Annotated in this window: 17 protein-coding genes; all 17 read left to right on the forward strand. The window is 41.3% G+C overall.

Going from position 1 to position 23,681, the window contains the following annotated elements:
- The first annotated feature begins 113 nt into the window (after positions 1-113).
- The 17 genes from BN3456_RS05065 to BN3456_RS05150 all read left to right on the forward strand — a co-directional run bounded on the left by BN3456_RS05065 (position 114) and on the right by BN3456_RS05150 (position 23,569).
- Positions 114-428: a hypothetical protein gene (locus tag BN3456_RS05065; protein WP_089983055.1), complete on the forward strand. Its 315-nt coding sequence runs from the start codon at positions 114-116 to the stop codon at positions 426-428.
- A gap of 688 nt (positions 429-1,116) precedes the next feature.
- The gene (locus BN3456_RS05070; RefSeq protein ID WP_089983056.1) at positions 1,117-2,100 is read left to right on the forward strand and encodes a LacI family DNA-binding transcriptional regulator; all 984 of its coding nucleotides are present in this window, start codon (positions 1,117-1,119) and stop codon (positions 2,098-2,100) included.
- Positions 2,101-2,135: 35 nt separating this feature from the next.
- The gene (locus BN3456_RS05075) at positions 2,136-3,416 is read left to right on the forward strand and encodes an ABC transporter substrate-binding protein (RefSeq protein ID WP_089983057.1); all 1,281 of its coding nucleotides are present in this window, start codon (positions 2,136-2,138) and stop codon (positions 3,414-3,416) included.
- 87 nt (positions 3,417-3,503) lie between these two features.
- On the forward strand, positions 3,504-4,391 hold the full coding sequence (locus tag BN3456_RS05080; protein WP_089983107.1) for a carbohydrate ABC transporter permease: 888 nt from the start codon (positions 3,504-3,506) through the stop codon (positions 4,389-4,391).
- 2 nt (positions 4,392-4,393) lie between these two features.
- Positions 4,394-5,212 (forward strand): carbohydrate ABC transporter permease, encoded by an 819-nt coding sequence (locus tag BN3456_RS05085; RefSeq protein WP_089983058.1) that lies wholly within the window; start codon positions 4,394-4,396, stop codon positions 5,210-5,212.
- 30 nt (positions 5,213-5,242) lie between these two features.
- The gene (locus tag BN3456_RS05090) at positions 5,243-6,343 is read left to right on the forward strand and encodes a glycoside hydrolase family 172 protein (protein ID WP_089983059.1); all 1,101 of its coding nucleotides are present in this window, start codon (positions 5,243-5,245) and stop codon (positions 6,341-6,343) included.
- A 393-nt stretch (positions 6,344-6,736) separates the two neighbouring features.
- Complete coding sequence (locus BN3456_RS05095; RefSeq protein ID WP_242862805.1) at positions 6,737-7,318, forward strand: AAA family ATPase; 582 nt, start codon at positions 6,737-6,739, stop codon at positions 7,316-7,318.
- A gap of 182 nt (positions 7,319-7,500) precedes the next feature.
- Entirely contained in the window at positions 7,501-9,237 is a 1,737-nt protein-coding gene (locus tag BN3456_RS05100; RefSeq protein ID WP_089983109.1) for an ammonium transporter, read from the forward strand.
- A 165-nt stretch (positions 9,238-9,402) separates the two neighbouring features.
- Positions 9,403-10,692 (forward strand): DNA polymerase Y family protein, encoded by a 1,290-nt coding sequence (locus tag BN3456_RS05105; protein ID WP_176699099.1) that lies wholly within the window; start codon positions 9,403-9,405, stop codon positions 10,690-10,692.
- 15 nt (positions 10,693-10,707) lie between these two features.
- Positions 10,708-11,016, forward strand: coding sequence for a hypothetical protein (locus tag BN3456_RS05110; protein ID WP_089983061.1), 309 nt, complete (start codon positions 10,708-10,710; stop codon positions 11,014-11,016).
- A 222-nt stretch (positions 11,017-11,238) separates the two neighbouring features.
- Positions 11,239-13,380, forward strand: a complete 2,142-nt coding sequence (locus tag BN3456_RS05115) for a methyl-accepting chemotaxis protein (protein ID WP_089983062.1) — start codon at positions 11,239-11,241, stop codon at positions 13,378-13,380.
- 103 nt (positions 13,381-13,483) lie between these two features.
- Complete coding sequence (locus tag BN3456_RS05120) at positions 13,484-15,640, forward strand: methyl-accepting chemotaxis protein (protein WP_089983063.1); 2,157 nt, start codon at positions 13,484-13,486, stop codon at positions 15,638-15,640.
- Between the two features lie 267 nt (positions 15,641-15,907).
- On the forward strand, positions 15,908-16,189 hold the full coding sequence (locus BN3456_RS05125; protein WP_089983064.1) for a hypothetical protein: 282 nt from the start codon (positions 15,908-15,910) through the stop codon (positions 16,187-16,189).
- A gap of 23 nt (positions 16,190-16,212) precedes the next feature.
- Positions 16,213-17,805, forward strand: coding sequence for a hypothetical protein (locus BN3456_RS05130; protein WP_141654494.1), 1,593 nt, complete (start codon positions 16,213-16,215; stop codon positions 17,803-17,805).
- A gap of 353 nt (positions 17,806-18,158) precedes the next feature.
- Positions 18,159-19,091 carry a class B sortase gene (srtB, locus tag BN3456_RS05140; RefSeq protein WP_176699100.1) on the forward strand — a complete coding sequence of 311 codons (933 nt, stop codon included), beginning with the start codon at positions 18,159-18,161 and terminating at the stop codon, positions 19,089-19,091.
- A gap of 186 nt (positions 19,092-19,277) precedes the next feature.
- On the forward strand, positions 19,278-20,429 hold the full coding sequence (locus tag BN3456_RS05145; protein WP_089983067.1) for an exonuclease SbcCD subunit D: 1,152 nt from the start codon (positions 19,278-19,280) through the stop codon (positions 20,427-20,429).
- Complete coding sequence (locus BN3456_RS05150) at positions 20,426-23,569, forward strand: AAA family ATPase (protein ID WP_089983068.1); 3,144 nt, start codon at positions 20,426-20,428, stop codon at positions 23,567-23,569. Before BN3456_RS05145 ends, BN3456_RS05150 begins: the two co-directional genes overlap by 4 nt.
- Positions 23,570-23,681 lie beyond the last annotated feature (112 nt).

A 23,681-nucleotide genomic window follows, 5' to 3' on the forward strand; every position in this document is an offset into this window, starting at 1 on the left:
TGGTCAAAAGAATTACCAGAAGAATGTAGGTTGATTCATAAGCATAAAAAATGCCTCAAGAAATGATAGGCTTAGTATAGCAGCATTGCGATAGAATTACACGACGCCATCTTTTGAAGCACTTACATGATATATCTGGTAAATACAATGGATTACACGAAAGTTCGTGTAATCCATTAAAGTTTCTTTATGCGAAAGAAAAATTAGAAGTAATAGAACGGGAACTTAATCGGTGCGGATATTTTGTGATTGTCACATCAAAGAAAATGACTGCAGCAGAAGCCCTTTCACTGTACAACAGCCGGAATGTATCAGAAAAGTTGTTCAGCGGAGACAAGTCATATCTTGGAAACAAAAGCCTGCGTGTACATGGAAATGAATCAGCAGATGCAAAGGTATTTGTTGAGTTTATTGCAATGATTGTATGATGTAGCTGCAAAAGAGCTGGAAGAGCTCCAGGAAAAGAAACGGTGTAATTCAAAGAAATGAACTTATTAAGGCAGTAGAAAAAAGTGGAAGATCTTATGCTGACGTCATAGCATTTCTAGAAAGTTCATGTTAGCGTTTCAATGTAAGGGTCTAAACCGGCATGTGAGTGAGTAGGTAAAATGTGGAAAGCTAACAATAAAAGGTGGATTTTTTTATCTGGTTGTGCCGGCACCATGCAGCCATAGACATACCGCTGGATACCTGCTGCTGGATTCGTTGTTTCCATAAACAGCTATTATCCTGATCCATTATGTGACCTGCTAAAGATATTTTAGGTACATTTTACAGGAGTTGCCCGGAAATTGCAGCACGTTATCGTTAGAAGCACTTACCTGATTTTGCTGGAAGTTCACAAAAAAAGTATTGACAAGTTACAAATGGTTATATATACTCTAATTATAGAAGTAAACGTTTACCTCGAGACCTATATCTTTCTAAAACTTAGTTTTTGCTCTTTGCTAATCAAAAATCTCTGGTTATAATCCGGAGTTTTATTTTCAACAGAAAGTAAACGTTTACTTTCAGCTGTAAATGAATTATACTAATATAGAAGAGTGCTACGAGCAATCTTCCGATGGATAAATAAAGTGGATTGTTATAATTCAATTTTGGCAAGGAGAGAGAAGAATGAAGCGAGTAACGATAAAAGACGTGGCAAAGCGCGCAAATGTATCAACCGCCACTGTATCGCGAGTAGTAAATGGTATAGGTACAGTAACAGACGACAATCGTGACAAGGTACAAACAGCAATTAAGGAATTAAATTACTTTGTGAATACGGCAGCCTCCAACTTAAAGAAAAATAGCAGTAATGTGATTGGGATTGTAATCCCTACTTTCACCAATGAATACTTCATGGAGCTGATTAAGGGAATTGAAGATAGTTTTGTATACTCAGAGTATGTATTCTATATTGCCAGTTCAAAGGATGATCTCGATAAGGAGAAGGAGATTCTGCAAAAATTCCGAGAGAGCAATGTAGAGGGGGTGATTCTACTCACAATTGGAGGCAATGAAAGTTTCATTCAGGAACTACTTAAGATGAATATGAAAATCATTAGTGTGGAACGCCGTGTGGAAATAGATAGTGGGATAGACTTTATCGGCGAAAACAATGTAGAAGCGACCTATGAATTAACGAAGAAATTTCTAAATGAGATTCCCTACCGTGATGTTGTATTGCTTGGTGGCTATGAAGAGTTATCAATAGGTCATGAGAGAATTGAAGGAGCAGTAAAAGCGCTGCAGGAGAAAGAACTAGAATATATGTACCTCAATGGTCATTTTAATGCAAAGATTTCGGAAGAGATTTTTCCGGACATTGTATCTCGGTATCCTAATGGCTGCGGTATAATCTCCTTAAATAACACTATGACAGAAGGGGTCATTAGGGCAATACACAGAGATGAGGAAAAAGACTATTCTTCAAAATATCCTGTTGCGTCTTATGGAAAGATTAAGTTCCAATCTATTTTTAAAAAAAATATTATTGCATCAGTCAGGCAGTACCCCTATCAAATAGGAGTTGAGGTATCAAACCTGCTACAGGACAAAATAGATGGAAATGCAAGTGAAACGGTTACGAAGTTAATAAGGAATACTATTGATTAAATCTGAAATTTGAAACAGAAAGTGGGTGTAGAAAAATGAAATTAAGAAAAATGATTAGTTTAACCTGCGTGGTTGGTGTAGTTTTATCTCTTGCAGCATGTGGAGGACAAAAACAAAATGACAGCCAGGCGGCAACAGATACATCTAGCGGAAAGACAGAAATTAAGTTCTGGAATCACTGGGGAAGTGAAACAAATGAAGCAAAATGGTTCAATGACAAGATTACTGAATATGAAAAATTAAACCCAGATGTTGAAATCACCCAAACCAATATTCCCATGGAGGACTACACCGGAGCAAGGCTGACTACAGCATTTGCAACAGGTGAAGGTCCTGATATTTTCAGCGCCAGCCCGGGAACTCTTCCGGCATTTACTGAAGCGGATATGTTGTATGACTTATCAAAGTATTTTTCGGAGGATGTATTAGCTGATTTTTCTGAGGACGCTATTAATTCCGTAAGTGTAGACGGAAAGATTTTGGCAGCGCCTTTTGAACAGGATTTATTAGGATTGTATTACAATAAGGATATGCTTGATGCAGCCGGCATCACTCCCCCCACTACCTGGGATGAGATGATTGCGGCAGCAAAAGCCCTGACTACTTCCGATGTATGGGGCATTACTTACGATCTGACCAAAGGTGCGTATGGCAATTTTATCTTCATGCCCTTTGTATGGCAAACCGGCGGTGACTTTTTTGAAGGGAATAAATCTTTATTAAATACGCCGGAGATGATAAAAGCTCTGACTATGTGGAAGCAAATGGTGGATGACGGCAGTGCAAACATTAAGCCCTCTCGTTTTGCCAGCGACGGTGCAATCCTTGCTGATGGCGAAACGGCTATGTGGATTGGGGGAAGCTGGGCAATTACCCAGTACGAGAAAGAGTACCCTGATATGAACATTGGTTTGGTTCCACTGCCAATCCCAGACGGTGGGAAACCGGCATCTGCCGGCGGTGGCTGGAGATTGGCGGTAAGCAGTCAAAGCCAGGTAGCAGAACAAGCGGCTAAATTTGTACAATGGCTATTTCTTGATGAGGATCCGACCAATGCTATTCAATGGAATACAGAAGTTAAGTTTTCCTATTCGCCAAGAAAATCAGTAATCGAGCAGGCAGAGGAAATTTACCAGAAAGGACTAAGAGCAACCTTCACTAATGAGATTTATGGCACCGAGCAACCGGAGCTTTCCATGGAACCAGAGGTCTCAGATATTATTGGCGATATGCTGCAAAATGCGATTTTCAGCATGAGCCCGGAAGATGCGGCTAAAGAGGGCGACAGACAGCTGACAGAGTTCTTTGAAAATTAATGTTTATCAAGAAGCTCTTTTATAGAATCCATGCTTAAAGCTCATGAAAACTCATGCGGAACAGTAGTGAAACAAGGAAAGGAAATCATGAAACAAAAGTATGCAAATAAAAAAAGAAAAGAAACATTGACGGCATATTTAATGCTGTCTCCCAATATAGTGGGAATCGGTATCTTTGTGTTTATCCCTATGCTGTATGCTGTCTATGTGAGTTTTCATAGTTGGAATGGAATGTCAGATATGACATTTACCGGAGTTGACAATTATAGGCGGCTGATAACAGATACTGGTTTTTTGAACTCAGTAAAAACAACCTTGATATATGCCATAACATATATTCCGTTGGTATACTGTATCTCCCTGGGTCTGGCACTTATTACAAATAGTCTGAGGGGAAAGTTGGAAACATTTTGCCGGATGGCATATTTCATGCCCTATTCAATTTCTACAGTAGTAGCGGCACTGATATGGTCATTCATGTATGATCCCAAACGGGGGTACTTTAATGGAATATTAAATGCTTTTGGGATGAAGAGTCAGAATTTTTTAGCAGATACGAATCAAGCTCTTTTTGCTGTAATGGCAGTAAGTGTCTGGCTTATAGTTGGTTACAATATGGTCATATTTATTGCTGCAATTAAGGATGTGCCACAATCATTATATGAAGCGGCAGATATGGATGGAGCAAATGCTGTAGTGAAATTTTTTTGTATTACATTGCCAACGATTAAAAATACAACAGTATTTATACTTGTAGTAACAACGATAGGATCCTTCCAAGTATTTGATCAGATTTCCATTATGACCGGTGGCGGTCCGGCTCATTCTACCGAAGTTGCTGTTTTTAGGATTTATGATGAAGCATTTAGAATGTATGATTTTGGCTATTCTTCAACAATGGCGGTTGCCCTGTTTGTAGTAATCATGATTCTGACATTCATCCAATTTAAATTTACCGGCTCCAAGGAGGATTAGAGATGAAGAACAGAAAAAGAGTAGTACTTAATATAATCGCAATTATGATTGCTTTATTGATTATATTTCCTATTTACATCCTGGTGCTAAGTGCTTTTAAGCCGAATTCAGAAATATTTAATTTATCGTTGCTTCCGGATTTTTCCATCTTAACATTTGAAAATTTTGTGCAGATATTTGAAACGGATTTCTTCTTTCGCAGTATGCTTAATTCCCTTATTATATCTGTTACAATTACAATAGCTGCACTTTTTTTTCATTCTATGTCAGGGTATGCACTGGCAAAGTTACATTTTCCGGGAAAGAAACTAATATTTGGCTGGTTTATGAGCACTATGATGATTCCTTTTGCAGTGATTATGATTCCTTTGTTTATCATTGTGCGGGGAATGGGTATCTTAAATTCACTGTGGGCGGTTATTTTACCGTTATTGCCTAATGCATATGGTATCTTTTTATATCGGCAGTTCTTCTTGGACATACCGGAGTCTATGTTAGAAGCTGCTAAAATTGATGGATTATCACATTTTGGAATATTTTCAAAAATTTATCTGCCATTATCAAAATCCATCACAGTTACCCTGGCAATTACATTTTTTGTAACAAATTGGAACACTTATCTTTGGCCTCTTATTGTTACACAAAAACAAGACCTTTGGACTATACAGGTGGCCTTGGCAAACTTTAAAGGAGAACATACTACGGCTTGGAACTTGATATTGGCTGGTGCAGTTGTGGCAGCGCTGCCTACGGTAATTTTGTTTTTTGTATTCCAAAAATATATTAGAGAAGGTATCAAAACATCAGGCAGCAAGGAGTAATAAGGACTTAAGAAAGGAAAGACAAACACAATGAATACATTTGGCAGTTCACTAAGAGATATATGTAAAGAAAGGGTGGGAAAGAGAAAACGCTATTCCAGTTATGATACTACGGGAGGAAATCAAGATTACTTAAAAGTTTTTCCAACGGACAGGAAAACATTTGTTGATATACAGGGAGCCGGGTGTATTACACATATTTGGATTACTACGGCACCATTTGATGGCTTGACAGAAGAATACCTCTACCGCAAATTAATTATAAGAATGTTCTGGGACGGCGAATCTTTACCTAGTGTAGAGGTGCCACTTGGTGATTTCTTCGGCATGGGGCATGGAATAACAAAAAATTTTGTTTCCGCACCATTTCAGATGGGGCCGGAAAATGGGCAGGCACTAAACTGCTTTCTGCCAATGCCTTTTGCTAAAGAAGCACGTATTGAATTAGAATCTCAAGCAAAGGAGCCGATAAAGTTTTACTTCTATGTGGACTATGAGCAATATGATGGGGTGATAGAAACGCCTTTGCGTTTTCATGCCACTTGGCATCGGGAGGTTACCAAAGGGATAGATCCAATGAGTGTTAATAATGCATTCTATGAATTTGGGGGTAAGAATACAACTGGTACAGAAAATTATATATTGCTGGAAGCAGAAGGAAGAGGACATTATATCGGCTGCAATTTAAATATTCATAACTTAAGATATACACAGGAATGGAACTGGTATGGGGAAGGTGATGACATGATTTTCATCGATGGTGAACCTTGGCCTCCTTCTTTACACGGAACAGGAATGGAAGATTACTTTAATACTGCATGGTGTCCTACACAAGAATATGAAAGCCCGTATTTTGGGTTGATTTTAGGCGGTGATTCTAATTGGGCCGGAAAGATTTCCGCTTACCGCTATCATATAGAGGATCCGGTAATGTTTGATAAGTCCATAAAAGTGACTATCGAACATGGCCATAACAATCACCGAAGTGATGATTACAGCAGCACCGCTTATTGGTATCAGACAGAACCACATAAAAGTTTTGATGAGATGCTGCCAATGGAAAAGCGTTTACCGTTGCCAACAATTGTTGCTCCTAAAGAAGAGGAAATAGAGGAGTTTTTCAATTATTAGGATACTGTATTACAATGAATGTTTAATTCCTATCCGAATGTATCGTTTTTATGTAAAATGGTACATTCAAAAAAATAGAAAATGTTGTATTTTCGGTTGTTGCTGGATTCGTTCTTTCCATAAACTGCTGTTATCCTGATCCATTATGTGACCTCCTAAAGATATTTTAGGTACATTTTACAGAATTTACTTGGAAATGACGTGCGACTAAAGATGTTGTAGATTCCAATAGACGGTACCTCCTTTTGGACGTCTAGCGTTTACTTCCCAAAACCATCTAATCCGGGACGGGTATGACTTTGATGCAAGTTAGGTTGGATATTATTTTCAGTTGCAAGGGTATTGAGATCTTTCTCTCCCTTAAGCAGCTCCATCACAAGGTCTGATTTAAATTTGGCACTAAAGTTTCTTCTTTGTCTGAACATAACCGTGAATCCTTTCTTTCATACTGATTTTAGTATATCAGATTCATTAAAATCTGTCCAGAAAAGTGTCTTAATTTATGAGACCATTATAGGTGTTTGTGGTTCCGGAAAAACAACTTATGCTAAGCAAAAGGAAAAAGAGGGGTACATCCGCTTATCCATAGATGAAGAAATGTGGAACAACTACGGAAAACGGGGCGTGGATTATCCTGTAAGTGAGTATGACCGTTTGTCTGAAGAAACAGAGAAGAGACTCCGTCAGAAAATGATCGAGCTTATTAAAACAGGGCAAAATGTTGTCATTGATTTTAGTTTTTGGAATAAGGCTAATCGTGATAAATATCGAAAACTGATTTTAGAAGCTGATGGCAAATTAGAACTTGTTTATATGAAAGCAGATAAACAAGTTTTGCGTAAGCGGCTAAAAGCACGCAATCAATCCATTCATGCTAATTCGCCATTTGTGATAACAGATGAAATATTAGACCATCATTTTAATGATTTTCAAGAGCCGGTTGGTGAGGGTGAAATCGTTTTAATACAACAATAACTTCCAATTTATTTAAGGTTATAAATTTTACCAACTCAAGTGAAATCTTCTTGACAAAGCGATATCAATGTATTATAAATGTTTTAAAGGCGAGGGTGCTGAAGCTTACTGCTTCAAGCACCCTCGCCTTTCTTTTTTACCTTGATGAAAAGATAACTTATGATTTTAAAGAGGAGGAATTGATTATGTCACAAATTATTATTGACAGCTTTTGGGTGGCCTTGGCGGCCTTCCTGGTGTTCTGGATGAACTTAGGCTTTGCCTCGGTTGAGGCTGGTATGGCAAGAGCAAAAAACACTGTCAACATTTTGAGCAAAAATTTTATTGTTTTTGCAGTATCTTCACTAGGCTTTATGTTTTTGGGATTTGGTTTGATGTTCGGCAGCGACAATCCCTTTGTCGGCACCGACAATCTCTGGATCTTAGGTAAGATTCCGGCATGGTATACCAATGAGGACACGATTCTCCTGGGCTCACCAATTACCTTTTGGATTAAGTTTTTCTGGCAGTTGGTATTCTGCGGCACTGCAGCTACTATTGTATCCGGTGCCGTGGCTGAGCGGGTAAAATACATCTCCTTTATCATTTTCTCGTTTGTCTTAACTCTCTTTATTTATCCAATTGTCGGGCATTGGATCTGGGGCGGCGGCTGGCTGGCTGATATGGGCTTTCAAGATTTTGCAGGCGGCTCAGTCGTGCATGGTTTGGGCGGTATAGCTGCTTTAGCCGGTGCTATGGCTTTGGGACCACGCATCGGCAAATATGGAAAGGACGGCAAACCCAAAGCCATTCCCGGACATAATATGAGCCTGGCGGTCATTGGCGTTTTTGTGCTCTGGCTGGGCTGGTTTGGTTTCAACCCCGGCTCCACCTTGAGTTTTGCCAAACCAGGTGATGTGGCACATGTACTCCTGACCACCAACACGGCAGCCATTATAGCTATTTTGACTTCTACCGCCACCAGTTGGATTAAAATCGGCAAACCTGATTTGGGTATGACCATCAACGGATGTTTGGCCGGTCTGGTCATCATTACCCCTGGTGCTGCGTATGTCAGCATTCCTGTTTCCATGCTTTTAGGCGCTATAGGCGGCGTCATTGTCGTTTTTGCAGTTATGATGTTTGACAGGTTAAAAGTAGACGATCCGGTGGGTGCTACTTCGGTACACCTGGTCAACGGCTTTTTGGGCACTATTGCGGTCGGCCTGTTCGCTAAAGAAGGGGTTACCACCCTCTCTCCCTCCAATGGCTTGTTCTATGGCGGCGGCGTTAAGCTTTTAGGTGTACAGGTTTTAGGGGTTGTGGCTGTAGCCGCCTTTGGCTTTTTGACTTCAGCCCTGGTCTGGCAAATATTAAAGAAGACCATAGGCATTCGCGTGACTGCGAAAGAGGAACTGGAAGGTTTGGATATCGGCGAGCACGGCAACGAAGCCTACCCCGGTTTTGTCCCGGCGGTGGAAACGCTGGCTGACGGTGAGGAAGTCATTGCTATCAGTGTTCCCCAAGAGAGTGTACCTTCTGATGAAGCGGTTAAGGTCGTCAACACCGCGGGCACTGGTGCCAAGATTACTAAGGTTTCTATTGTAACCGCTCCCGGTAAGTTACATAAGCTGCAAACTGAGCTTGATGCCATTGGCATTACCGGCCTGACTGTTACCAATGTACTGGGCTTTGGTATGCAAAAAGGTCATGCCCGCGAGTATTATCGTGGCAATCCGGTCGAAACCAACCTGCTGCCGAAGATAAAGGTAGACATAGTCGTATGCAAAACACCGGTTCCCGCTCTGGTAGCTGCTGCCAAAAAGGCACTCTACACCGGCAATTATGGTGATGGCAAGATTTTCATCAGTAATGTGGAGAATGCCGTCAAGATCCGTACCGGGGAAGAAGGATATAGTGCTTTACAGGATGAGGTTTAAAAATAATTGAAAAATATTAATTAAGCCTGCCTGTTCTACTGCAATTTCATGGTCCACAGGAAGAACATCACTGTTTTGGAAAAGCAGGATAAAAAATGAGGAAATAAGTTCCTCTTGAAAAAGAACATATGTTCGTATATAATTCTATTCAAAGGAGGAGTGGCTTTGGATAGAATTATTTTTCATATAGACGTTAATTCTGCTTTTTTATCATGGGAAGCGGCATATCGGATTTATCATTTGGGAGCTCGCATGGACTTACGCACAATTCCCTCCGCTATCGGTGGCGACGTCAGCATGCGGCACGGAATTATCCTGGCTAAAAGTATACCGGCCAAGCCATACGGCATTAAAACCGGGATGACAATACTAGAGGCGAGGCAAAAATGCCCCAGGTTATACCTGGCTCCTCCGAATTATTCTTTGTACCAGTGCTGCTCCAAAGCATTCCTGCAGATTTTACAAGAATATACACCAGATATCGAAGTCTATTCCATTGATGAATCGTTTCTGGATATGACAGCAACAATTCATTTGTACGGGGATGCAGTGGAGACTGCGTATCATATTAAGAACCGGATTAAATCAGAATTAGGATTTACTGTAAATGTAGGTGTATCTTCCAATAAGCTGCTCGCCAAAATGGCCAGTGATTTTGAGAAACCGGACAGGGTACACACATTGTTTCCTAATGAAATCAAAGAAAAGATGTGGCCCCTGTCCGTTTCCGAGCTATTTTTTTGTGGCAGAGCAACAACAAAGAAATTATTAAGCATTGGCATCCATACAATTGGTGAGCTGGCAAATGCCGATATAGGGATTTTAAAGAGCCATTTGAAAAAGCAGGGAGAAGTCATGTGGAGCTTTGCAAATGGTTTGGATTTCTCAGCAGTAATATCGGAGGCTCCAAAACAAAAAGGATATGGAAACTCTACAACAACACCTTTTGATGTGTCTGATTTGGAGACAGCCAAAAAGGTATTGCTGGCATTGTGCGAAACGGTAGGCGCCAGACTGCGTAAGGATGACTTTCAAGCAAAGGTTATTACTATTGGCATTAAAAACTTTGACTTACAATATAGCAGCCATCAGATGATTATGAATAACGCAACGAATATAACAACAGAGCTATATCATTATTCCTGTGAATTATTTCAGCAGCTATGGGATGGGAGAACTCCTATAAGACATCTGGCAATTCATACTGGCTCTTTGTCTCCCGGCATTTCCGGAAGGCAGATGGATCTGTTTGATGTAACAGATTACGTCCGGTTGGAAAAGCTAGATAAGACGGTCGATGCCATTAGGAACCGGTACGGAAAAGATATATTGAAGAGAGCTGCGTTTATTCAAGCGAAAGATACCGACACCAAGTTTCGGTCAATAGATCATATGGAAGGTGGAGTTTCACGGGAAAAACGGAGTGTAGACTATTCAAAAATTAAAGTGGTTTAAAGAAGGTGATTTTATATGGGAATGGGTATTGGTATAAATGACGCGGTTCCTGATGAAGGGATACTGAGGAGAAAACAAGAATCTGTTGCCTGTAGTGTATGGTTTACGAGTACCGGGCGGATCATGCCCAAGCTGATGAAATATAAGGAGACAAACGGAGAAATTGTTACCGTATACCAAATTAGCGTTTTATCATCTGCAAAGAAAAATTATTGTGGTATACCAACCATAGAATTTTTATGTGAAGCTATGATTGGGAGTAGATTACAAAAATTTCGGTTATATTACTATACAGAACGCCAGGAATGGAAAATGACGAAATAGTAAAGACGGTGTATATCCCACAAACTATTCCCCGGCACTGCAATTGTTTATATTGCATATCTTACAAACAATTTCCAGTTCACATATCATTCAATAATTATTTCCTTATCTGTTATTAAAATCTATTACAAGACGATATTGGGAATATATGAAAAACGAAAAAATATATTTATTTTTGATATCGTTTTTTGTACAAATATACTAAAGAAGGAGCTTTTTGTCATGAAAAGTAGAAGAGGGAAAAGAAAAACAGTAGTAAAAAGAAGAAAAGGGTTCCAGACTATTTCCAGTAAAATATTAACATTTATTGGAGGAGCAGTGATTCTTTTGTTTGTAGTATTAATAATTATTATTACCAGAATCACGGGCAAGTCTGTGACAGAACTAAGAAGAGGTCAGCTGGAGGCACACTCTCAGGCATCCGCCAATGATATTGACAGCTATTTTGTGTCTTATTATGAGACTGTAAACGCTATTGCAAATGACAGTGCAGTGCAGGCACTGGTGAACGAGACTAAAAAAGGGGTGGATATGGAAAAGTCCCCCAGTTTAGCAGGGGTAGTTAACACACTGCACAACCTCAGGTCAGACAGCAGTGAGGCTGTTACGTCCGTTTATGTCGCAGACGTTGATACCAGCCGATTTGTGACAGACGATAGGTCTTTTTCTGCCAATGACTGGGTTATTACGGACCGTTCCTGGTTTCAGCAGCTGAGGGAAGAGGGAAAACCTATTATGTCATCCCCCTATTTGGATGTTATTACAAACAAACAGGTGGTCGCAATTTCCGCACCTGTGTTTAAACAAGGTACTACGGAAATCACTGGGACTGTAAACATAAATCTGGCACTGGACGAAGTCGGGAAGATGATGAGCACTTACAAGTTGGGAGACACAGGGCGGTTTATGCTGACCACTGCCGACGGCCAGGTCATTTATCATTTTGATGATAAATTTGTTGACAAAAATATTACAGAATTAAATTTTTCTGACAACATTAAAAAGGCACTGACTTCACAAAAAACAGGAGACATTGATTACACTGTCAACGGAAAACACAGTTATGGTTACACCGCAGCCGTTGGAAATACAGGATGGATTCTTACCACAGGGCTGCCGGATAAGGAGTATAACGAAGCTTATACTACCGTCAGGAATAGTATGCTGGGTATTTTTGCTGTTATATTAATTATCGTAACGATTGTTATTTTGCTTGTATCCAGACAGATTGTAATGCCGATTAAAAAGCTCACAAGGACGGCGGATTTAATTGCCGATGGAAATCTGGATGTTGCCATTGACTGCAGTTCAGCTGATGAGACAGGACAAATGAGTGAGGCGCTGAGCCGTACAGTTGTTCAGCTGCAACGATATCAGGCATACATAAAAGAAATTACAAACACCCTGGAGAATATGGCAAAGGGCGATATGCGTATACACCTGGAGGAAGATTATGTAGGAGAATTTGCATCTATAAAGACGGCTTTTGACTCGATTTCCATATCCCTGAATCATGCATTGCATCTCATCAATGATACTGCCGGGCAGGTCAATGTCGGAGCGGAACAGGTTTCAAACGGAGCCCAGGCTCTGGCCTCGGGTGCAGCAGAACAGGCGGCAACTATCGAACAGCTTAGTGCATCTGTTACGTCCGTTGCAGAGCAGGCTGAAGAAAATTACGAGAATGTGAAGACAGCAACACAGTATGTAGAAAAGACAGCTGCGGATGTCACTTCAGGCAATGAACATATGCTGCAGCTTACAGAAGCAATGAATGAAATCGGTGCCGCTTCTGATCAAATTGCAAACATTACAAAAGCAATTGAAGACATTGCATTTCAGACCAATATATTGGCGCTGAATGCTGCCATTGAGGCAGCCAGGGCGGGAGATGCCGGGAAGGGCTTTGCCGTGGTTGCCGATGAGGTGCGCAGCCTTGCCGCAAAATCGGCGGAAGCTGCAAATCAGACAGCCGATCTGATTCACCACTCAGTAGCTACGGTATCAAAAGGAGCCCAGATTACAAAAGAAACAGCGGAAATTCTTCAGGAGGTGAAAGAAAGTTCACACAAAGTGACAGAAAGCTTTGAAAAGATTGGAGAAGCATCGGACGAGCAGGCAGGTGCAATTGATCAGGTCAAGCAGGGACTTGAACAGGTGTCCGCTGTAGTTCAGACCAATGCAGCCACCGCAGAAGAAAACTCCGCAACAAGCGAAGAAATGTCAGCCCAGGCAGCAACACTGCACCAGGAAGTAAGGCGATTCAAACTGGAAAAGGAAACCTGCGATGTAATACCTGAAGCGTGCGGGCAGGAAGAGAAGGCAAAGACAGACATTCCAGCAGCAGAAACCACATTATATTAAAATCGATTAACAAATATATAGTCTTGTCGATATTAAGGTGAGGTATCAGTTTCGATTTACATTTATAGTAAAAATTTAAATACAACTGAAGAAGGAGTTTTCAATGAGAGGGAAAAAAGAAGAAGGAAATAATGTAATAAAGAGGAAAAAGGGGTTTCGGACTATTTCAAGTAAGATTTTGATGTTAATCGGAGGAACGGTATTTCTTTCATTTTTAGTTTTGTTGCTCATTATTAGTTATATTACCTCTAAGTCTGTGACAGAAGTCAGAAATAAGGAGTTGGCAGCAGAATCTGAGGCGGCAGCCAATGACATCAATAGTTATTTTATACAATATTATCAGACTGCAAGTGACATCTCACATAGCAGTGATGTACAGGCACTTGTAAATGAGACAGATGACGGAACAAAAATGGAGCAGGCTTCTACTTTCACAGAGGCCGTTCATACTTTACATAACATCAGGTCGACAAGTGGTGAGGCAGTGATGTCCATTGCTGTTGCAGATGCTGACACAAGCAGGTTCGTGGCAGATGACGGGTCCTTTTCTGCTGATGATTGGGTTATTACAGACCGCTCTTGGTTTCAACAACTGAAGGCTACCGGGAAAACGGGCATGTCAGATCCTTATCTGGATGTTCTGACCAAGAAGCAAGTTGTTGGCATCTCGGCGCCCGTGTTTAAAGCAGGAACCAAGGAAATTAATGGTGCTGTGAATTTAGATCTGGCATTAGATGAAGTCGTAAAGATGATGAGTTCCTATAAATTAGGAGACACGGGACAATTTATGCTGACGACTGCCGGCGGACAGGTAATTTATCATCCTAATAAAGACTATGTTAATAAGAATACAAATGATTTAGGCTTTTCCGATAATATCAAAAAGGCACTGACCTCTCAGAAAACAGGAAAGATTGATTATACTGTTGCAGGAGAGCATTGCTACGGCTATTCAGCAGCAGTAGGTAATACAGGCTGGATTCTTACAACAGGGCTCCCAGACAAAGAGTACAAACAAGCATCTACTGCTGTCAGAAATAGTATGCTGACGATCTTTGTGATTGTGTTAGTCATTATGACAATGGTGATCATGATTGTGTCAAGACAGATTGTAATGCCTATTAAAAGGCTTACCAGGACAGCAGATTTAATTGCCGATGGTAATCTGGACGTTGCTATTGATGTTTCTTCTGCTGATGAGGTTGGACAAATGAGTGAAGCTTTAAGCCGTACTGTTGTCCAGCTGCAAAGATATCTGGCGTATATAAAAGAGATTACAGACACTCTGAAAAACATGGCCGAAGGAGATATGCGTATTCATCTGGAAGAGGATTATGTGGGAGAATTTGCATCCATACGGACTGCCTTTGACTCAATTTCCATTTCCTTAAACCATGCACTACATCTCATCAATGATACTGCTGAACAAGTAAGTATTGGCGCTGATCAGGTTTCAAACGGCGCACAGGCACTGGCCTCAGGTGCGGCAGAACAGGCTGCTTCAATAGAGCAACTCAGTAGTTCTGTTACAACCATTGCAGAACAGGCTGAAGATAATGCAAAGAATGTGAAGGAAGCAACAAAACATGTGGAAAAGACTGGTGCGGATGTTGTTTTAGGAAACAAACATATGATACAGCTTACAGAAGCAATGAATGATATAGGCACTGCTTCTGATCAAATAGCAACGATAACTAAAGCGATTGAGGACATCTCATTCCAGACAAATATATTAGCGCTGAATGCGGCTATTGAGGCGGCCAGGGCCGGAGATGCTGGAAAAGGGTTTGCTGTGGTTGCCGATGAAGTGCGCAGTCTTGCTGCAAAATCGAATGAAGCTGCAAAACAGACAGCTGTTCTGATCCAGCATGCAGCAGATACCGTATTAAAGGGAACGCAAATTACAAAGGAAACAGCGAAAATATTACAGGATGTGAAAGAAGGTTCACACAGAATAACGGAAAATTTTGCGAAGATTGAACATTCGTCTAAAGAGCAGGCTAATTCAATTGACCAGGTGAAGTTGGGGCTTGAGCAGGTATCTGCCGTTGTGCAGACCAATGCAGCTACTGCAGAAGAAAACTCTGCGACCAGTGAAGAGATGTCTGCGCAGGCAGCGACACTGAAACGGGAGATGGAACAATTTAATTTGGAAAAAGAAGCCTGCAATGTATCCCCAGAGCCCTCTAATCAGGAAAAAAAGCCTGTCGGTAATACCGGGGTTTCCGAACCTGCCTCAGATTTAGGGAAATACGAATAAATATAATTGATAGTGTGTTTGTGCTGATTCTGTTTTGGCGGAGATATGGGCATTGTATTAACTGGAGCTGTGAAAAGATAAAATTATCTTTTCACAGCTCTTTTTTCTCTTAATATAACCTAAATCTATTATATTTTTTGAAAATCTGATTTCTGATAATGCTTCTCAAAGAAACACTATGTTTATTTTTAGAATATAATACCTACTTGCCACATAATGTGAATTATGCGGTAACAGGTAAATAATACATCCGGAAGGGAGGAGGATATGAAGAAGCAAAATAGAAGTATATGGAGAAAATTGACTGCTGTCATACTTACGATTGGTGTCATAGCAGGCATATTTCAAAGTATACCGGTATATGCTGAAGTGGAGATGAAGACACCACAGGAAACACAAGATGTTGATTCCGAACAAATGCAGGCCGAACCGGATAAAGTTAAGGAACCAGAACAGGCTGATGAAGCTGAAAAAATCTTGCGTCGGAACAGATTTCAAATGTTAAGGATGAAGGCTTTGAATTCAAGGATACAATGTCATTTTCCCTGATGAATGATAAAGCAGCAAAATCAATGGATGTGAAAGCTAATGAGGCAGCTAAAGTAAAGATCATAAGTGATGGTGTAGAAAGCGATGGCAGCATTAACGCAGGAGTTATCTCAGAGAATTACCCGATACTAGACGGTATAAAATTTCTGGGTGCTTACGTAGTGACTGAAAGCGGGGAAGATCAAATCGCATACATAGGAAGTTATTCTGATGTAAATGGTACAGCACATACATACTATGCATTTACGGAAACTTCAGACACAGGTATTCTGTTGAAAGACAAGCAGTTTATCAAACTTGTTTATAAGACGGAATATCAGGTGGGTTATCAGATCAGGCTAGACTCCGTTGGTGGTGCGGACTGCCCGGACGGCGGAAACTTTTCATATGCGGATACCATTTTGATGATAAACAAAGGTGAAGACATAAATGTAAGATTTACGGCAACGAAAAGGCAGCCGATAGAAGGTGACAGTTATAAGTTTGAAAAACTTTATGCGATAGGGGCCGATGGAAATCAGACGGAGGTAACACTGGACGGTACAGGAAGTGGAAAGATTAGTAATGTGACTCAGGATATTACCATTTGTGCAGTCGTAAGTAAAGTAACGACCTATAAGCTTATTGTAGCCAATCAAAGCAGAGGTCATGTCTGCTGGGCCGGTCATGGAGATGAGAAGAACAGTGATCCAAGTAATCCTTACATCGTTGATCCCTCTAAATTCTGCTCATATGACGGAAATGGAAGCAGAACAGGTACAGCAGGCGCTACGGTAACAACAGCACCGGGAGGAACTATTTATTTCGTTATGTATTCTCAGGCAGGGACCAAGTGGGAATTCCAGCACCTGATTATCAACGGAACTTATATAGATGCAATATGTGACGGTCAAATTCATACCCAGGCTGTAAATGGAATGATGCTCAATTTCAGGTCTTTAGGTTACGGAAAAGACAGTCATCTGAAGTCCAACAGCAACAGTACAAGATCGAAGTTTGAGTGCTGGATTACCAACGTTAATGAAGATATTACTGTTAATTTTGAGTGTGAGAGTGATAGGAGGGAGACTCTGACGCTTGTTCAGGCCGATGGAATTGCTTCCGCAGCTGCCTCGTCTTTTGACCGAAATTATTATCCTTCGTGGTTTATTCCAGAATCAGTGAGGGACTTCTGGAACGGTATTTACACAGGTGCGCAGCTCGGGCCGATGGACATTGGTAAGGACCTGGTGAACGAATTTTGGAATGGCAGTAAATCTGGCTATCAATCAAGCACTAACGGACATACTGCCGTGGAAACCAAAACAAACTCGAAAAAGACACTTTTTGAAACTTCCGATCCCAAATATGGATCGAGATATGTTTATTTTAAAACTGCACCCGGATATGATCCGACTTCAATTACTGCTCAAATTACCGGTCAACATACAAATCTTCCTGTTGGGGATATTGCAACTCTGGTCTCAGGAAAGGCCGGGTCATGGCTTGGATTTTTCAGCAGAGATACGAATAAGTCCGTAGCGGCTGCCAAAAAGGCCGGCTATGACTGGTATGTTTATTACGAGGGTATACTGACTATACATTTGTACCAGATATCGCTACAACAGTTACACTAAGACACGGACAATCTCTGACATTTGATAATTTACCTGCAGGTACCAAATATAATGTAACGGAGACAGGGACGGAAAACTATTCTGTAGTATATGCAGGAAAAGCTAATGGAGAGGCTATTTCAGGGAGCGCAGAAAAAGCAGCCGATTTGACAGCTTTAAGCATCCTCGTTGGGGAAAAAACAAATAACAATACTTATACAAACACTTATGATGATGCGAGTATTTCACCTACAGGTATAATTGTTAATAATCTTCCTTTTATTATGATGATTCTTGTAGCCGTACTCGCATTTGTAGGATATGTTTTTAACAAAAAACGCAACAATGTCAGATAAATCAGGGATGCATATTTTATGAAAAAAAAACAAAGCTTAAATATGGATGGAAGCCATTTAGAGACCATAGGAAAAAGGCTTGTTCGTTGGATAGACAGTACCGTGAATTTTACGGTACTGACTTTTTTCCTGTTAATATTCACCTATGGCTGCTATGCCATGTGGGATTCAAAACAAATCTATCGTGATGCGGATTCATCGGCATATCAGACTTATAAACCTGTATCAGATGATACGTTCTCTTTTAAAGAATTAAAAAGCATAAATCCAGAAGTTATTGGCTGGATTTCTATATATGGTACAAATATAGACTACCCACTTGTTCAGGGAAAGGACAATGAAAAGTATATTAATACAGATTCAAAGGGCAAATATTCTTTGTCTGGCAGTATCTTCATGGATTATAGGAATAATACCCGATTTGCGGACTTTAATACCATTGTATTTGGTCACCATATGGTGAAAAGTGCAATGTTTGGAGATATAGAAAATTTTAAAGAAAATGAATATTTTAACAGTCACAAGTATGGAAATCTATTCTTTGACGGCAGGTCACACGGTGTAGAGCTGTTTGCATTTTTGGAGACAGATGCTTATGATCAGAATATTTATTCCCCCGGAATATCCGGAAATGAGAGATGTATGCAATATTATGATACCCTGATTAGACGGGCAGTCCATAAGCGTGATGTTTCTATAACACCAGATGATCATATTCTCCTGCTCAGTACATGTACTTCAGATATCACGAACGGAAGACACATATTAGCAGGAAAGATTACAGGTGCTGTATATCCGGGCGATTATAAGAAAGATACTCAAAATATTTTGGAGACCATCGAGAACACATCATTTATAGAATTTTTGAAAAAAATACCAATATGGGTGTGGGTTCTTGGGATAGCTGTAGGCCTAGTACTTCTATGCATGACTGGTGTAAGAAGCAGATGAGGTGGCTTAGACAGAGCAGACATTTATGGATGCAATTCCGGATATGTGAAAGGCTGCGAATAGAATGTTTAACATTTTACTGAAATTGTATGTTAAACTATTTATATTATATTGATAATGGCAGTATTTATAATGCATACTGAAGATATGAAAAAATACAGATATAATTTTCGGGAGGGTAACACGATGAAATTACTTCATCTTGCCGATTTACATATCGGAAAGCGTGTCAATGAATTTAATATGCTCAGCGATCAGGCGTATATTCTTGACCAAATTTTACAGATTGCAGTCGAGGAAGAGCCGAATGGCATTCTTGTTGCCGGAGATGTCTATGATAAAAGCCAGCCTTCCGCAGAAGCGGTAGAGCTTCTGGATGAGTTCCTGACAAAGCTTACTGCACTTGGACAGCCTGTTTTTATGATCAGTGGAAATCATGATTCCCCTGAGCGGTTAAGTTTCGGAAGCCAGATTCTGCAGAAAAATGGGCTTTACATTGCAGGTACATTTGACGGCAGTTTGAAAAAAATTTCACTGGAGGATGAGTACGGTATGGTGAATATATATTTGCTCCCGTTCCTGAAGCCGGCGAAGGTGAATCCTTTTTTCGAGCAGACGCTGGAGTCCTACGACGAAGCTGTGCGCGCAGTTATCTCTGCAGCTGACATTCATGAACAGGAGCGAAATATTCTGGTGACGCACCATTTTGTAGTGGATGGGTCCCGGCAGCCGGAGCGCTCTGATTCAGAAAATGTGTCTGTAGGCGGTGTGGACAACGTGGATGTCTCTGCTTTTGAAGTTTTTGATTATGTTGCTCTGGGGCATTTGCACCGTGCACAAAACATTGGGCAAGACAATGTCCGCTATGCCGGTTCTCCTCTGAAATATTCTTTTTCTGAGGCTCGTCATCAAAAATCAGCGACGCTTTTGGAACTGGGCAAGAAGGAAGAACTTTCCATCCGGCAGATTCCACTTATACCCTTGCATGACCTGCGGGAAATCAAGGGCCCTATTGACGAACTGCTCCGTGTCGGCCGTGAAAATCCGGACAATGCAGAAGATTATATGCATGTGACCTTGACAGATGAGGAAGAAATTTATGATGCCATAGGCCAGCTGCGACAGGTTTATCCTAATCTGATGGTGCTGGACTTTGAAAACAGCCGTACTGCCCAGGCTGTCGCTGCACAGCTGGCTGTTTCTGGTGATATTGCCAAAAAAAGTCCGATGGATTTATTTGCCGACTTTTATCAGATGCAAAACAACAATGAGCTGACTTTAGAGCAGGTGCAAGTATTGGAACGGATTTTTGAGGAAGCAGGGGGTGCCGGAGTATGAAACCATTAAAAATTGTGATGAGCGCTTTTTGCCCATATTCCGATAGAACCGAATTGGATTTGACGGCATTTGGAGGTCAGGGATTGTTTTTAATCACAGGTGACACCGGAGCGGGGAAGACAACCATCTTTGATTCTATTGCGTTTGCTCTGTTTGGCGAGGCAAGTGGCTCTACAAGAACTGCGGATACTCTGCGCAGTGATTTTGCCGAACCAAATGCTAAAACTTATGTTGAGCTTACCTTTTCACATAAAGATAAGGTCTACAGCATAACAAGGAACCCACGCTATGAGCGTCCCAAAAAGAACGGTGAAGGGATGACGACTGAAAATGCCGATGCTGTGCTTAGGCTGCCCGGGGGAGATGTCATCACCGGATACAGGGATGTTACGGCAAAGGTTGTGGATATCCTGGGAATCAATTATCGTCAGTTTAAACAGATTGCCATGATTGCCCAGGGGGAGTTTCTCCAGCTCTTGCTTGCGGACAGCAAAGAAAGAGGCGATATATTCCGGCGTGTATTCAATACCAATCTCTATCAAAACGCGCAGCGTTTACTAAAGAACAGTGAACGCGAAGCACAAAAACGCTGCGAGAACGCTGAACATAGTATCCTTCAATATATTTCCAGCATTGCCTGCCCTGACAGTGAGCAGGGAAAAGAGCTGACAGCTGAGATGGAAAATGCTTCGATTCATAAAGGGGCGGACATTCTGAGCGGATTACAGGAATTAATTGCAGAAGACAACTCTCTCCTAGACAATTTAATGAAGCAGAAAGAAAAGTTGAATCATGAGCTTGATGCACAGATTACTGCTATCACTCAGGCTCAATATATTAATCAGTTTTTTGAGGAATTAAAGACTGCACAGGAGAAACAAAAAACTCTGGCCGCTCAACAGGATGAAATAGCGGACCGAAAGAAAAAAATGCAGGAAGCGGAAAAGGCGCTGTATACGATATCACCCCTGGAAGATAAATATCTGCGGGAACAGAGAGACGAGCAGGAATTAAACAAAAACATCAGCAAGCTGGAGCTTAAAATACAGACACAGAAAGAAGAACTGGAAATAGCCCGGACCGCTTATCAGGCTGAAAAGGAAAGGGAACCAAAACGGGAAGAGCTTGCTTCTGCAATTGTTCGGCTTAAAAAACTGCTCCCTCAGTATGAAACTGCGGAGGTGCTTGAAAGAAACTTAGAGGAACTGGCTAAGAAACAGTCAAAAGTGAGCAAAGAACTGGAAGAACTTTTGCAGCAGAAGAATCATTTTGCGGAGCAAAAAGCAAAATTTACGCAAGAATTGGAACAGTTGTCGGATATAGAAGTGAAGCTGTCTGCCTGTGAGCAGGAAAGGAATCGGCTTCAGGATGTTCAGACAGGCTTACTTGCATTGCAGGACTCCCTGTCAAGGCTCTGTAAAACACAGACAGAAAGTGGCCGGCTGAAGCAAAGGTTTTTAAAAACACAGGAGAATTACCAGACTATAAATGCAGTTTACATTGAAAGCGAGACTGCCTTTTTCAGCGAGCAGGCCGGATTGCTTGCCGAATCCTTGAAAGACGGGGAACCATGTCCTGTATGCGGCTCTAAGGTTCATCCCAGCAAAGCCACCATAGGTGCAGACGCTCCCAGCGAAGCAGAGCTCAACGAGTTGAAACAGAAAACCGACAAGGCCCGGCAGAATATGCAGTCAGCCAGTGAGCGTTCAGCAGAAGCTTTGACGAAAATCGCTATGATGAAGGAGCAGTTAGTACATGATGCAGGAACCTATATCTCCAATATTGAGCCAGACATTGAAGGGGAACATTTTTCAACATTGATTGAAGGAGCGGCAGCAGAGAATCAGAAGAAACAGAAAGAAAATAATGAACAAAAGACTCGGATAGAGGAGCAGGTTTCATATAAAAAGCAAGTGAAAGAGCAGCTGGCCCTGTTGGAGAGTTCCTTACAGGGGAACCAGGCAAGTACTGTACAAAAGGAGCAGCAGAAAAGCAGCATAGGCGCAGATATTGCTTCCGGTACCGGGGAACTCAAGGCATTGCAGTCTACATTAGAGTATACGGGCCGGGAGCAGGCAGTGGCGGCTATAGAAGCATGGACAAAAGATTTAAATGCTTTAAAAGAAGCTTTCCAGAAAGCGGATGAAGCATATCATGGGCTGGAGAACAAGCTTGAGAGCAATCAGGCTCTCTTTAAGAATTATCAGGAAAGATTAGCCGGGACTACACAAGCTAAACAGGCGACACTGGCTGCCTATACACAAAAATTGTCTGAATGTGGATTTTGTAATGCAGAAGTGTATCATAATGCATTGAAAACAGAAGCAGAAATCAACGAATTAAAAGATTCAATCGAGCAGTATCAGAACGAAGTGCAGGCTGTGGAACGAGATTTACAGAGACTCACCAGAGAGACCGAAAACAGACAAAAGCAGGACCTAGAGCAACTTGAAGTCTCGAAACAGAAACTGCAGAAAGAAAAGAACCAGGTGGAAGATTTTGTTCAAACGCTGGCAGGACGCCTTGGAACCAATGAACCGATTGCAAAAGCCCTGGGCAGGACAATTTCGGATGCTGCCGGGTACCAGAAGGAGTACCTTCTCGTCGGAAACCTTTCGAAGACAGCAAATGGTGAATTGGCCGGCAAGCAGAAACTGGCCTTTGAGCAGTACGTGCAGGCTTCGTATTTTAATCAGATTCTTGCGGAAGCAAACAAACGCCTTAGAATTATGACAAATAGCCGTTTCGAACTTCTGCGCCGGGAAGATGCGGCAAATCTCCGGGCCCAGACCGGACTGGAGATTGATGTAATGGACCATTACACCGGCAGGATACGTTCTGTAAAATCCCTCTCCGGCGGAGAGTCTTTTAAAGCATCTCTGTCTCTTGCCCTGGGACTCTCGGATGTAATCCAAAGCCATGCCGGCGGAGTGGAGATAGATACATTATTTATAGATGAAGGATTTGGAGCACTGGATACCGAATCACTGGAACAGGCAATCCAGACACTGGCAGGACTGGCAGCGGGAAACCGCCTGGTCGGGATCATCTCTCATGTAACAGAACTCAAAGAGCGGATCGACCGGCAGATAGTGATAGAAAAGTCCAGCAGCGGGAGCAGGGTGAAAATGAAGTATTGAACAGAGCGTCATAAAAAGTTGATCTAATTTACCTATTGCATTCAAGAGGCTTAATGGTTAATATATTTATATGAAGAATTATATACAGCAAAAGCTACTAGAATAATTGTCA

Source organism: Clostridium sp. C105KSO13 (assembly GCF_001517425.1).
GTDB lineage: Bacteria > Bacillota > Clostridia > Lachnospirales > Lachnospiraceae > Muricomes.